Source organism: Synergistaceae bacterium (assembly GCA_012728235.1).
Lineage (GTDB): Bacteria > Synergistota > Synergistia > Synergistales > Synergistaceae > JAAYFL01.
Genome location: JAAYFL010000029.1, coordinates 1 through 14,081, shown reverse-complemented (window position 1 = coordinate 14,081; position 14,081 = coordinate 1). Strand labels below are relative to the sequence as shown.

At 40.2% G+C, this 14,081-nt stretch carries 11 protein-coding genes; 5 read left to right on the top strand and 6 right to left on the bottom strand.

Translation table 11 applies throughout. The features are described 5' to 3' along the window. Positions 1-61: 61 nt before the first annotated feature. A complete protein-coding gene (locus tag GXZ13_02460; protein ID NLX74701.1) occupies positions 62-1,180 on the top strand; it encodes an NCS2 family permease in 1,119 nt (372 codons plus the stop codon). 12 nt (positions 1,181-1,192) lie between these two features. Next, positions 1,193-1,741 (top strand): adenine phosphoribosyltransferase, encoded by a 549-nt coding sequence (locus GXZ13_02455; protein NLX74700.1) that lies wholly within the window; start codon positions 1,193-1,195, stop codon positions 1,739-1,741. Positions 1,742-1,845: 104 nt separating this feature from the next. On the opposite strand, the gene GXZ13_02450 is transcribed toward GXZ13_02455, so the two are convergent. The 3 genes from GXZ13_02450 to GXZ13_02440 form a co-directional block, all read right to left on the bottom strand. Continuing rightward, positions 1,846-2,844, bottom strand: coding sequence for a GGGtGRT protein (locus GXZ13_02450; protein ID NLX74699.1), 999 nt, complete (start codon positions 2,842-2,844; stop codon positions 1,846-1,848). A 12-nt stretch (positions 2,845-2,856) separates the two neighbouring features. Further along, positions 2,857-3,549: a hypothetical protein gene (locus tag GXZ13_02445; protein ID NLX74698.1), complete on the bottom strand. Its 693-nt coding sequence runs from the start codon at positions 3,547-3,549 to the stop codon at positions 2,857-2,859. A gap of 113 nt (positions 3,550-3,662) precedes the next feature. Further along, on the bottom strand, positions 3,663-5,051 hold the full coding sequence (locus tag GXZ13_02440) for a phosphomannomutase/phosphoglucomutase (protein NLX74697.1): 1,389 nt from the start codon (positions 5,049-5,051) through the stop codon (positions 3,663-3,665). A 229-nt stretch (positions 5,052-5,280) separates the two neighbouring features. Between GXZ13_02440 and GXZ13_02435 the strand changes: the two genes are divergently transcribed. Then, on the top strand, positions 5,281-6,348 hold the full coding sequence (locus GXZ13_02435) for a branched-chain amino acid aminotransferase (protein NLX74696.1): 1,068 nt from the start codon (positions 5,281-5,283) through the stop codon (positions 6,346-6,348). 98 nt (positions 6,349-6,446) lie between these two features. On the opposite strand, the gene argH is transcribed toward GXZ13_02435, so the two are convergent. The 3 genes from argH to cls form a co-directional block, all read right to left on the bottom strand. Continuing rightward, positions 6,447-7,862: an argininosuccinate lyase gene (gene argH, locus GXZ13_02430; GenBank protein NLX74695.1), complete on the bottom strand. Its 1,416-nt coding sequence runs from the start codon at positions 7,860-7,862 to the stop codon at positions 6,447-6,449. Between the two features lie 81 nt (positions 7,863-7,943). Continuing rightward, positions 7,944-9,101 (bottom strand): metallophosphoesterase, encoded by a 1,158-nt coding sequence (locus GXZ13_02425; protein NLX74694.1) that lies wholly within the window; start codon positions 9,099-9,101, stop codon positions 7,944-7,946. 22 nt (positions 9,102-9,123) lie between these two features. Further along, positions 9,124-10,707 carry a cardiolipin synthase gene (gene cls, locus GXZ13_02420; protein ID NLX74693.1) on the bottom strand — a complete coding sequence of 528 codons (1,584 nt, stop codon included), beginning with the start codon at positions 10,705-10,707 and terminating at the stop codon, positions 9,124-9,126. A gap of 218 nt (positions 10,708-10,925) precedes the next feature. Between cls and GXZ13_02415 the strand changes: the two genes are divergently transcribed. Both GXZ13_02415 and GXZ13_02410 read left to right on the top strand, forming a co-directional pair. Beyond that, complete coding sequence (locus GXZ13_02415; protein NLX74692.1) at positions 10,926-13,220, top strand: patatin; 2,295 nt, start codon at positions 10,926-10,928, stop codon at positions 13,218-13,220. Between the two features lie 96 nt (positions 13,221-13,316). Beyond that, the gene (locus GXZ13_02410; GenBank protein NLX74691.1) at positions 13,317-14,003 is read left to right on the top strand and encodes a hypothetical protein; all 687 of its coding nucleotides are present in this window, start codon (positions 13,317-13,319) and stop codon (positions 14,001-14,003) included. The last annotated feature ends 78 nt before the right edge of the window (positions 14,004-14,081 follow it).

Sequence of the window (14,081 nt, the reverse complement as noted above, 5' to 3'; positions counted from 1 at the left end):
AAGAGAAATGTTTTATAATGTTCTAAGTTGCTATTATTTATAACAAACAGGAGGAATTGCAATGGAGTCTCTATTGACAGATTTACTTGCTTCACTGGCAGTTGTGGTAAACGGTATTCCCCAAGGTCTTTTAGCATTAAGCTTTGGATTCGCGGCGTTTCCTACAAGCATAGCCTTTATCATAGGAGCCGCAGCTTCACTTTTTCTCTCTTCTGTCGCCACAATTTCATTTCAAGCTGAAACAATCACCCTCGCGGGGAAAATGGGAAAGGATATCAGAGAGCGCCTGAGCCTAATTTTCTGGGGCGGTGTTTTTCTCCTTATTCCCTCCGCACTCGGACTAAATGAAAAAATTGTTGATTTTATAGGACCTGTGATAGTCACATCCATGATGGCAGGAGTCGGGATTATGTTGGCATATGTGTCGGTTGACATATTCAATTCAGAAAGGATATCCGGCTCAGTCTCTATGGCCGTTGCACTTGTTGTTTGGTTCATGACAAAAGACTTAGCACACACAATTATTATCTCTGTATTCATTTCGACGATTGTATATAACATTCTTATGAAAATGGGCAAAGTTGAGGTTTCCAACTTAGTTCTAGATGCAAGTCGTGAAAAGTTCACATTGAACAATATCGAGTGGAAGATTTGGAAATACCCTTCAATCATAATCAGCGGCCTTGCAATAGCATGTTTGAATATCGGGGCGAATATTAGCTTCGGAAAAATAACAGGAAACATAGCTGGAGTTAATGCCAATATAGATCACCTTGCAGTTTATTCTTCACTTGCTGATATCGTATCCTCTTTCTTTGGGGGAGCTCCCGTAGAATCTATCATTTCAGGAACAGCAACAGCACCAAATCCCGTTCGGTCTTCAGTCTTAATGATGCTTATTATGGCGGGAATACTGCTCTTTAAACTGCTTCCTACGATAGGAAGATATGTCCACAGCGCTTCTATAGCTGGATTTCTTTTTGTTCTCGGAGTATTTGTTACTTTTACATCCAATATTTTTGGTGCGATAGCAGCTGTCCCGACTCCTTTATTTGAAGGACCATTCGGGTTTTCTCCATGGGGAATGGTGGTTGGAGCCACAGTGATTGTGTCTGCAAAGTGGAATCCATTCTTCGGACTTTTGGCTGGTGTAGTAATTAAGCTTATATTTTCACTATAGAAAGGGAAGATAATGACGGAGACTTATACACTTAATATTTGCGGTTTAACTAGAGAACTAAAAAAAGTACAGGTGGCGCCTAATCTTAAAATTGCTTCTTTTGTAATGTTGGGAGACACCATGCTTATAGAGAAAACAGCAGATGCATTATATGAAAAACTTAAATCAAGAAATGATATAGAGATAATTGTAAGCTTAGAGGCGAAGGGAATTCCTTTGGCACACGCACTCTCCGTAAGGCTCGGAACAAATTATGTTGTAATAAGAAAATCAATCAAGAGCTATATGGAGAATCCTATTTACACGGAAGTTAAATCTATTACCACAAAAGAGCCCCAGAAAATCGTTATCAACGGAGTTGATGCAACTCTTTTGAAAGGCAAAAACGTCTGTATTGTTGATGATGTTGTCTCAACAGGCGGTTCATTGAAATCGGTAGAGAGACTTCTTGAACTGACTGAATGTAACGTAGTTGCAAAAGTGGCTGTCTTGCTCGAAGAGGGCGGATACAACGGTGAAGATTTAACTTACCTCGCCAAACTCCCTGTTTTCCCTTTTTAAAAAAATAACTAATACGCTATATTAAATAAAGCTGAGCTCGAAAAACATTTTGTTTTTCGAGCTCAGCTTTTATATTGAACAAAATTAATATTTGATAAAAATATTTATTTTTTTGATTGGGCAATTGCCACAGCAACGGCAACTGTTGCTCCAACCATGGGATTATTCCCCATGCCTATAAGCCCCATCATCTCAACGTGAGCCGGTACTGACGATGAACCTGCAAATTGAGCATCACTATGCATGCGTCCCATAGTATCAGTGAGTCCGTAACTGGCAGGACCTGCCGCCATATTGTCCGGATGTAAGGTACGTCCCGTTCCGCCTCCTGATGCAACGGAGAAATATTTTTTACCGTTTTCTACAGCCCATTTTTTGTACGTACCGGCTACAGGATGTTGAAAACGTGTCGGGTTAGTTGAATTTCCTGTTATAGAAACATCGACACCTTCTCTGATCATAATAGCAACTCCTTCAGAGACGTCATTTGCTCCATAACAGCGTACCTTGGCTCTCTCTCCTTTAGAAAAAGCTCTTTCCTCCACGACTTTAAGTTCGCCACTGCCGTAGTTAAATTGTGTTTCAACAAGTGTGAACCCGTTGATACGAGAGATTATATGTGCTGCGTTTTTACCAAGTCCGTTCAAAATAACTTGTAGAGGTTCTTTTCTCACTTTATTTGCCGTGCTTGCTATTCCTATCGCACCCTCTGCTGCAGCAAAGGATTCATGTCCTGCCAAAAAGCAGAAACATTTCGTTTCGTTGCGTAGGAGCATAGCACCGAGATTTCCATGTCCTAATCCAACCTGTCTTAGCTCTGCAACTGAGTTGGGGATGCAAAAAGCCTGAAGTCCCTCTCCGATTTTTTCTGCTGCCTCTGCAGCTGTTTCTATATCAGCTTTTATGGCAAGAGCTGCACCCAAAGTGTATGCCCAGACAGCGTTGTCAAATGCTATAGTCTGAACTCCCTTGACAATCTTTTCTACGTCAACCCCTTTGGAGAGACAGAGGGAACGTGCTTCTTCTAAATCATTAAATCCTCGCTCCTTTAGAAAGGGGGCTATCTTGTGCATTCTGCGTTCGCAGCCTTCAAAAGTTATCAAGATTTTTCCCTCCTACTCTTCTCTTGGATCTATAATTTTTACGGCATCTTCGAATCTTCCATAAGTGCCGGTATTTTTTTCAAGCGCTTCCTTTGGATCGACGTTCTTGCGAATTGCATCCATCATCTTGCCCATATTGACGTATTGATATCCGATAATCTCGTCATTTTCGTCTAATGCAACTTTCGTTACATATCCTTCAGCCATTTCAAGATAACGAGGGCCTTTGGGCAGAGAGCCGTACATTGTTCCGATTTGTGAACGAAGGCCGTTCCCCAAATCTTCAAGCCCGGCACCCAAGGGGAGTCCATCTTCAGAAAATGCACTCTGGCTTCTTCCATATGCTATTTGAAGAAAAAGTTCTCTCATAGCCGTATTAATAGCGTCGCAGACAAGATCGCAGTTTAAAGCTTCAAGAATAGTCTTTCCTGGCAGAATCTCTGATGCCATTGCTGCTGAGTGTGTCATGCCTGAACAGCCTATGGTTTCGATCAACGCTTCTTGTATGATTCCTTCCTTAACATTAAGCGTCAATTTGCATGCTCCCTGCTGAGGAGCACACCAGCCCACACCATGAGTAAAAGCTGAAATATCCTTTACTTCCTTTGCTTCGTCCCATTTGCCTTCTTGCGGAATAGGAGCTGCGCCATGTTTTGCGCCTCTTGCAACACAAGTCATTCCATCTAGCTCTTTTGTGCACTTCATGCTTTTTCCTCCTGTTTTACGTGTATCATTCTTTATTTTTTAAATATTTAATAACTTTGTAAAAATTCTACTCTCACTATTGCCTATAATATAATATTGCTTAATTTTATTCCTTAGTATTCCCACTTAAAATTTGGACTGCCCGCTTTAATAAGTCTTTCCTTTATATCCCGGCATATTTCGTCGAGAGCTTCTTTCGTCCGACCCTCGCATCTTGCGACTAAAACTGGCTGTGTGTTTGAAACTCTGACAAGCCCCCAGCCTAAATCATAATTAATTCTAATTCCGTCTACGGTAATGGCATCCAAGCCTTCTTTTAATGCCGCATCTTTTACTCGCTCCACCACGTCAAATTTTATTTCATCGGGACAGTCATAACGGGTTTCAACGGTGGATGGGTATATAGGGATGTCAATCATGATTTCCGAAAGTTTTTTATCGCTGTTAGAAATCATTCTACATAAGCGCCCTGCAGCATAGAAAGCATCGTCAAAGCCAAAATATTCGTCTGCAAAGAACATGTGTCCCGATACTTCGCCTGAAAATAGTGCCTTTTCATCTCTCATCTTTGCTTTTATCAAAGAGTGTCCGGCCGCCCACCAAATAGGTTTACCGCCTAATTTTTTTATAGTCTCCGGTAGAGCCATGGAGCTTTTGACTTCACAAATTCCAATACAACCTGGTTTTTTGGGTAGAATTTCCTTCCAAAAAAGTGCCATAAGTCTATCTCCCCAGATAATCTCCCCTTTATCATCAACAACCCCGATTCGGTCTGAATCTCCGTCAAATCCAACACCAAAGTCCGCTTTTTCTTTTATAACACAATTAATTAAGTCAACGAGATTTTCACGCTTTGTTGGGTCGGGATGATGATTGGGAAAATTTTCATCAGGTTCGCTATAAAGTTCAACCACGTTACATCCGATGCGTCGCAAGAATTCTGGAGCGTAAAGCCCACCAGTGCCATTGGCAGAATCGCATACGACTTTAGGTTTTCTCTCTCCCAAAGTTATCTTAGATACGAGCATATCTATATACTCTTCATTAATCGGGATATCTGTTACAGTTCCTGGAACTTTTGCGGCAACAATTTTGTCGTCGTTTATTATCCTGTGTATTTCCTGAATGTCATCTCCCCAAAGAGTTCCTTTTTCAAAGGCAATTTTAAGACCATTAAATTCTTTGGGATTATGGCTTCCTGTAACCATTATGCCGCCGTCAACTTCAAAATGATAAAGACTCCAGTAAAAAGTAGGAGAAGAACATACTCCTATATCGATAACCGAAACTCCCGCACGTCTCATGCCATTTGCAGCTGCTGTTTTTATTCGAGGCGAGGAGAGGCGAATGTCCATTCCTATCGTTGCTTTATCAATGCCACGGGAGAGCAGCCAAGTTCCGTATGCTTGTCCTATCTGAGTTACGTTCTCATCAGACAATTCACTCTGTGCAAGTCCTCGGATATCGTACTCTCTAAATATGTGTTTCGGCACATTTTGCATAATACTCTCTCCTTTTATGTAATCCAACCATAAATTCTTAACATTAAGATTATAATCCATCAATATATTTAAAGACAGTAAAGAAACACAGTAAGATAAGTGAGTTAAAACGTTAAATTCTATTTTGTGGATAATGTATCAAGGATACTATATAATGAAAATCATAAATTCAGTCCGATAAAATACTGACATCAAAGAACTAAATTCTAAAGAAAAAGAAGGGTGTAAAATGGAAAAAATCAAGCTTATGTTGAATGAAAATCCAAAACCAAAGGTTGACGAAAAAGAGCTCGGTTTTGGTAAGGTCTTTACAGACAATATGTTTGTAATGAATTACGACGTAAAAAAAGGTTGGCATGATCCTCGAATTATCCCATTCGGCCCATTCGAAATATCACCGGCTTCAATAGTTCTTCACTATGCCCCTGAAATTTTTGAGGGAATGAAAGCTTATCGCACAGAAGAGGGCAATGTACAGCTATTTCGTCCAATAGAAAACATTAAAAGAATGAATATTTCTGCAGAACGTATGTGTCTTCCTAAAATAGACGAAGATTTCTTTCTAAAGGCTCTTAAAACTCTTATCGAGATTGAACAGGACTGGGTCCCAAGCGCTCCCTATACATCTCTTTATATACGCCCATTTATGTTTGCAAATGATGCAATGCTTGGTGTACATACACCTCATGAATGTGTTTTTGCAATTATCCTTTCACCTGTGGGATCCTACTTTAAAGAGGGAATAAACCCTGTAAAAATGATGATAGAAAAAGACGACGTCAGGGCGTCAAAGGGTGGCACCGGATTTGCAAAATGTGGCGGAAATTATGCTGCTTCATTGCGTGCCGGGGAAAGGGCTGCATCAAAAGGATATGCACAGGTGCTTTGGCTTGACGCAGAAGAGAGAAAATATATTGAAGAGGGTGGCGGAATGAACGTAATGTTCAAAATAGCCGGCACCGTAGTGACCCCTGAACTTAATGGTTCAATCTTGCCGGGAATCACTAGAAAATCAATCTTAGAAATATTGAAATCATGGAACTATCCCTTGGAAGAGCGCAAGATTAGTGTAGATGAAGTGAGAGAAGCAGCCCAAAACGGGACCTTGGAAGAATGTTGGTGTTGTGGCACAGCTGCAGTAGTCTCTCCTATAGGCGAGCTTACCTTTGGCGAAGAGAACTTCGTTATTAATGATAATAAGACAGGCGAACTTACAATGAAGATATATAATGCTCTAACAGATATTCAGTGGGGTAAAGCTCCTGATACGTTTGGCTGGATAGAAACTCTAAAATAAAATATTTTTACAGATAAACTAAAAACAGCTCCGTAAGTTATTCTCTTCTGAGATTATCTTACGGAGCTGTTTTTAGCGATTGACTATTTTTTAAAAAATTAATATCCTTTCGGCAGTCTCTCCTTAATTTCTTTTGCCTCTCTCTCGTAAAGAGCCAGTTTAGCCCTGGCATCTTCAATCTGATTTTTTACCTGCTGAGGTGCGGTGCCACCAACAGTGTTGCGGCGTTCCATTGATTTTCTCGGTGTTAGCAAGGGCAGCAAATCTTCTTTCACTTCAGGTATTTTCGTTTGCCACTCCTGTATGCTTAGGGAAGTGAGAGGTTTTTTCATTTCAATGCAGTAACGTACAATATGCCCTACTTTCTCATGTGCATTTCTAAATGGAACTCCCTGTAGTACAAGGTACTCCGCGACATCAGTCGCAAGGATTAATCCATCTTCAAAGCCTCTATTGGCTGCTTTTTCATCTACTTCTACTTCTTTTATCAGATTAGGCAATACAGAGAAAATATCATTTAGACAGTCCAGAGTACTAAAAAGGGCTCTCTTGTCATCTTGTAAATCTCTATTGTATGTGAGGGGAGTTCCTTTTAGCATGGTAAGTATTTCAAAAAGTGCTCCGTAAAGCTGTCCCGATTTACCTCGAAGAATCTCCAAGACATCAGGATTCTTCTTTTGGGGCATTATGCTTGATCCAGTACAGAATGCATCGGGGAGCTTTATCCAACCAAATTCGGTAGTAAAATAAATAATTAAATCCTCTGCCATTCTGCTTACATGGCTTCCGAAAGTCGCTGCAAAATAAAGAACATCCATAAAATGATCGCGGTGAGCTACTGTGTCCATGCTATTTGCCGTCATTTTAGAAAAGCCAAGATCATCGCAGGTAAATTCTCTGTTAATAGGTAGAGTGCTTCCTGCCAGTGCACCACATCCCAAAGGCGACTCATCTACATTTTCATAAGCATCCAAAAGGCGCTTCGCATCGCGTAAAAAAGCTTGTGCATGTGCCATCCAAAAATGTCCCATTGAAATAGGCTGTGCCTGCTGTAAATGAGTATAACCCGGCACGACAATATCGACATGTTCTTCGGCTTTTTCAAAAAGGACATTTATAAGTTTATAAAGACCGTCCCAGATTGAGACAAGCTCTTTGCGAAGGTATAGGCGAACAGTCGTATTTACCTGATCGTTTCTGCTGCGTCCCATATGAAGTTTTGCTCCAACTGCACCGCACTTTTCAATAAGGCGGGATTCTATGTTCATATGTACGTCTTCGAGGGAAATTTTGGGAATGAAAACCCCCTCTTTAATCTCTTCAGCAATTTCAAGAAGATTCTCTTCTATAATTTTGCTCTCTTCAGCTGTAAGCAAGTTCTGATGTTCCAACATACGGACATGAGCAATACTGCCTCTTATATCAGCCAGAGCCATCCTCCAGTCTAAATTCAATGACTGAGTGAAGTTGACAACTGACTCGTTTGTATCCTGTGCAAAACGGCCTTTCCACATAGTAAAAACCTGCCTTTTATATATATAAATTTGCAAGATAAGAATAGCACAAGGGGCAAAAAATACAAAAGTTAGCCAAATTTAAATCCTCGCTTCATCTTCCCTTGTACGCAAATCGATAACCACTATTTCAGGAGGTGCAAAAAAACGAAAAGGAGGCCCTATATGCCCGACTCCATTACTTACATAAAGGAGTTCTCCCTTTTTAAATTTTTTGAAACCTTTGTTTATCCCCGATATTATATGTCGTGAAAAGGGAGAGGGGAAAAACTGTCCGCCATGCGTATGTCCCGATAGTTGGAGATCAAAATGCCCTTCTGTGCCGGATTCTATAATAGGTTTATGCCGCAACAGCAGCAGAAATTTATCTTTTTGTTTATGTTCAAGAGATAAGACTAATGTTTCAGAGCGGCTTAATCCCCAATTAGCTTTAACCGTGTGGTCTGTATCATTGACTCCAACGATTATTATTCCGCCGACTTCAATCGATTCGCTTTTCAAAACAGTTATCCCAACAGATTCCATAAGTGCAATAGCACTGTCACTATCCCTATAGTGTTCATGATTGCCAGTGACGGCATATATGCCAAAAGTTGTTTTTAATTCACAAAATAAACTTAAATCAACGTTTTGCTCTCTGCTAACTCCATCCAGCAGATCTCCTGTAACTACGACCATGTCAGCATTTAATTGATTTATTTTGGTTACAATTTTTTTAAGGAAAGACTCTCCTGACCAAAACCCTAAATGTAAATCTGTGATTTGAACAATTCTTAAGGGTGGTACTTCCGGTGAAAGTTTTTCACTATAAATTTTTAAATAGACTGTTTGAATCATATTGGCCTGTATAATTCCAAATACCAAAATGATTAAAGCTAAAACTAAAGCTGAAATAAAAATCTCAATAGGCAAAAACTTTACATTTATAAAAGAACACAGAGCATCAAGCAGCAAGAAAGTTAAGAATAAAATAAATAAATAGAGAATATAGAGCCCCGCAATTCTGTCAAAACAACAAAGCAGCTTTTCAAATTTTTCTCCAAAATTTCTCTTTGTAATAAGGGCAATTAATAAGAAAAAAAATCCCCAAACAATCCAAATCTTAGCTATAAGAGGGTTGGGGAAAGCGGATTTTATTTTACAGTAAAGGAAAATATGTAGACCAAATTTTAAAACAATGTCTATAATCCCAAATATATTTTGAAATAAAAACTTTTTCTTATAGGTATCGTTTGTCATGCAATCATCTCTAACATTTTTGTTATATTTGTGCCGAATAAAGTTTTCCGAAGGATTCGATTATTTTTTGCCAAAGAGGGCGTTTCTCCCACTCGTTTAAATCAAGCTCCTTGGAATCACTAAAGTCTCTTTCAAACTGTAATTCAAATTCTTCTGCCAGTTTACTGTCATGAATAAAAAGTTGAGCTTCGAAATTTATTTCAAGGCTACGAACGTCCATGTTGCAAGTACCGACCGAACAAAGGCTGTCGTCCATAAGCAGAGTTTTTGCATGCATAAAACCCTTTTCGTACAAATATATTCTTACTCCAGCACGAAGGAGAGGAGCAAAATTGTTTCTGCTTCCCCAAAAGACAAGAAAATGGTCTCTCTTATTGGGGACAATAATGCGCACGTCAACTCCTGACAGAGCAGCATTTGCCATTGCGGTCATAAGGCTAGAGCTGGGCACCAGATAGGGAGAGGTGATCCAAATTCGATTTTCTGCTTTTGTAATCATAGCGAAATATCCTTGTGAAATCGTGTGCCACGCATCACTCGCTCCGCTGGCTACAACCTGAAGGGGCAGGGCCGGCAAGTGTGAATAATCTCTTTTAGGTTCAATAATACCCACAATACGTAAAAATTCTTCATACATCTTTTGAGAATCTTCTTCTGTTCTAAAGCACCAATCATGCAGGAAGATTTTTTGAAGTTCATCTACGGCTTCGCCCTCCAGTTTCACATGAGTGTCTCTCCAATGTCCAAGAGGGCCTTTCCCCAGATACTCATCGCCTATATTCAGGCCGCCTGTGTAAGCCACCTCATTGTCAATTATTATAATTTTCCTATGATTTCGGAAGTTCATTTTTCTACGAAAACGTGCAAAGGAAACAGGGGTAAAGGAGTGGCACTCTATTCCAGCATTTATGAGTGTATCGACATACTGTTTTGTGAGACTCCAACTGCCTATGGCATCATACAAAACTTTCACTCTTACGCCACGTTTTGCGGCATCCAATAATATGTCCCTAATCTCAATTCCAAGCTCATCATCCTTGATAATGAAATATTCCATATTTATAAAGGATTTTGCCTTGCGAAGGGATTTTTTTATGGAACTAAAGGTTTCCTCTCCATCTATAAGAATTTCAACTTTGTTATAACGCAAAAGATCAGCTCCGCTACACGAGTGAAGAAGTCTTCCTATGGCATAACGCTTATCCGAGGTAAAGGGTGTCTGATCTATAGAGGGAGGAGTTGGGCGAAAGGCTTTTTTTCTCTTATAGCTCTCCGGATCAGGCCCCATCATAAAGTAGATGATTAGCCCAAAAACTGGTATGAATACTAGGACAAGCATCCAAAGTATTGTTCTGTCGGGGTTTTGTCCTTCCATAAAGATCATAAATGCGACGATAAGAGCATATATAAACATTATGTGCCAAGCATAGTGCCTCAAAAAATATGTGAAAGATTTAATAATAGCTGATATATGAGTGTGAAAAGAGAGTCCCTTCCCGGCAGAATAGATTACAGTCTCATTTAAAAACTTAATAATCGTAGGCAAAAAACCTATAAAAAACGCGGCAAAGAGTAAAATAATAATTAACTTCGTTTTCTTCCACATTTATTTTTTCCCTTTCCTGTCTCAATTTTTAGGTTATAAGGTTGAATGTATTATATATTAACATTATCTGTTCTGCTATAATTAACAATTATACTGTTTTATTCACAATCAACTTTTGCACTATACGAGTTCTCTTCTCAATATGTGGTTTTTTATAAGCGAATCAAAAATAAAAACCGAACAGACAAAACTTCTTGAGTTGCAATAGGGGTGGTTACATGAACAAGCATTTTAAATTTATGATATTTGTTTTTCTCTGTGCGAAGCTATTAGTTTCTTCGGCTTTTGCAGAAGTAACTTTTGCAGAGAGACAGATATTGAATGGTGCTAAAATAAACTCTATTCTCTCTTTTCAATCTCCTGAAAGATCCCCATCTTCTCCAAAAGACTTAGAGTCAACCCCTTCAAGAGTTTCCAGTCAGAGTAAATTGCTCTCTTCTCACAATAGAAGATGGGGCTTTCAACATAAAGACGGAATAGTCTTAGTTCTCTCCGGTGGTGGAACCAAGGGCCTCGCCCACATAGGAGTTTTTGAGGAATTGGAAAAAGCCGATATTCCCATTGCCGCCATTGTTGGTACAAGTATGGGGGGAATAATGGGAGGACTTTACGCTTCCGGATATAATGCGGCAGAGTTAAAAGAGCATTTAAATCAAGTCAACATAATGGAAATTATTTCAGACAGAAGCATTTCAGGAGCTGAAGACATTGGATACAACTCTGCTCCCACAAGTAAAACCAACTTAGTATTAATTCAGAAAGATGACAGGAGAAGTCGGGGCTTCATGGGAAAGCAAGGGCTTCTTCAGGCAAAAAATCTTTACACTTATCTCAGTGAAATGACGGCAAGAGTTTCTGTTGCTGATTTTGACGACCTTCCTATCCCATTCGCTGCCATCGCAACCAACCTTCAAAATGGAGATACAGTTGTGTTGCGCGAGGGAAACCTGGCTTCTGCACTACGAGCGACAATGTCTATTCCGGGTATTTTTGAACCCTGGGAGATAGATGAGACCTTGCTTGTAGACGGAGGGTTAAAGGCCAACCTTCCTGTTCTAATCGCAAAAGAAATGTTCCCTGACCACCCCGTGGTTGCTGTGAATCTCTCCCCGGAAGACATAAGCAGAGAGCGTGGGAGCATAAGGTCGGTGCTTGATGTTGCGGCTCAGTCTCTTGAAATTCTTATGGTTGAACAGATAAGGCGTAATGTTGCTGCAGCAGATCTTGTTATCTCTCCCAAAGTGAGTGACTTTGGAGTGCTTGATTCGGGAGGTTACGACAAAATAATAGAACGGGGAGTCGAGGCGACAAAGCCGCAAATAGAAGCAATTAAAAGACTTTTAAGCGAATGTGAAGATACCGATTCCTGCATCCCACATTTGGATCAAGAGCCTGGAAGAAATCTAAAGGTCTCTGCTCTGAGATTCGAAGGAGTTCCCAAAAACATCGCGAACGCACTCTATGCAAAATATGGCTCTTGGGTCGGAGAAAAACTCGACATGAAAAAATTGGCAGAAGCCATAAAGGAGCTTTCGAGAAGAGAAGACTTCTCTCTAGTTGAAGCTCGAACCAAACGAGTCAGCAGATCTGACGTGGAAATCGTAATATTTATAGAACGCCCGGCAAAATATGAAGTTGGTATAAATGGGTACGTTGGAAACATAAGCCGCGATGGTTGGTTCTCAATTGAAACTCAGATACGGGATATCCTAATGGATGGAGACGTAGGTTCTTTAGAATATAGATTAGGGAACAGATGGGGACTTCTTGGCCGTTATTTTACTCCTCCCACTTTTCAAGATACTCAGTTTGGGCTCGTTCTTTCGGCAAGAGAAGAGGGCTTTGAGACGAGAGATTTGGGTACACATGAATTTGAAAGATATTCTGCACGGCTCGCATGGTATAAAAACTTCGGTAGAAGAAATCGGTTCGGCATTGGATATGCAGTCTCCAGGATAAGTCAGGGAGATACTTTCTCCGGTCCATACCTATCGCTTAATATAAACACATTGGACGATCCGGTGCTGCCAACAAAAGGATGGTCTCTAACCTCTGACGTTTGGGCTCCTTTCAATGAAGTGGCAATGACACACAGCCTTTTCCAATATCATTTGCCCACATTCCAAGAGTGGAAGATGGTATTCCAGGGAGGATTAAAGACCGGCAATGCGGACAACATTGCCTATGCAGCCATTTTGGGTAATAGAGAGGAGCTATATAGTTTATCCAAACATCCCCTCGTAGGAGATCAGGCCTACTGGCTCCACATTGGTGCATCCAGAAACATGATGAGGTCATGGTGGGGTGGAGTAAATGTTGAACTTTTTGGCCGATATGGGCAAGTTCTGAAAGAGTGGAAAAACCATGATAGTTGGTGGGAAACCGGAATTGCACTTACTATGCCGACAAATAATTTCGCAGGGAGAGTTATAGTGGTTTATGACCAAGATGGAGAATTTACCTTTGGCTATTCATTTGGAATTCCACGCTGGTGGAGCGGTCCTATACCGTAGAAATTATATAAAATATTTTAAATCAAGCACACAACGGAACAAAGTTGTGTGCTTTTCTTTACATCTGAAAACTTTTGGTACGGGAGTTTTGAAAAAATGGAAAGCACAAGAGTTGTAATTTCGGAAAAAGACCTGTTACTTCAGAAATTATATGCAGATCTTGTTAAAGGGGAAGATGGATTTTCTCTTGTAAAAATCGTAACTGGTGTTAATCAGTTGCGTGCTGAACTCTCTGATGGATTAGTGGATATAGTAATTCTAAATTTTTATCAAAATAATTTCAATTCACTAGAAACCCTTGACGCCCTTTTAAGAGATTATCCTAAAGTTGATTACATCCTTATATTAGACCGTAAAAATTCTGAGCTTGAAAGAGCTCTCCTCAGACGTAATATTTTTAAATATTTTGTAAGTCCCTTTCGCTTTGAAACCTTAAAACAGACTTTAAACGACTATCAACAGTACCGACTCCATCTCACGGGAATGAGTGAAGACGGTTCGATTTTGAACGATACTATACCGGGAAGTCACAGGTATTGGACAAACAATAAGCGTAAGGTCGGCCCTGGGCTAAGCCCAGAACGTTTGGACGACATAGAAGAACATCTTAGAAAGCATTTCGATACATACTCTTCCCGTGAGATAGGTTCGAGTTTAGGATTCTCTTCCGCCACTGCCAGACGACACTTGGAGTTTCTCGTTGCAATTGGGAGAATTGAAGTGAAGTACGCGTATAAACGAATCGGACGTCCTGAAAAGCGCTATAGCATACTGTTAATATAGCAATTAAAGGCTGCCGAAGTGGGATATTACAAATGCCGCCAATATTGCTCCCACCAAGACTGTTAATGTAGATCGCCC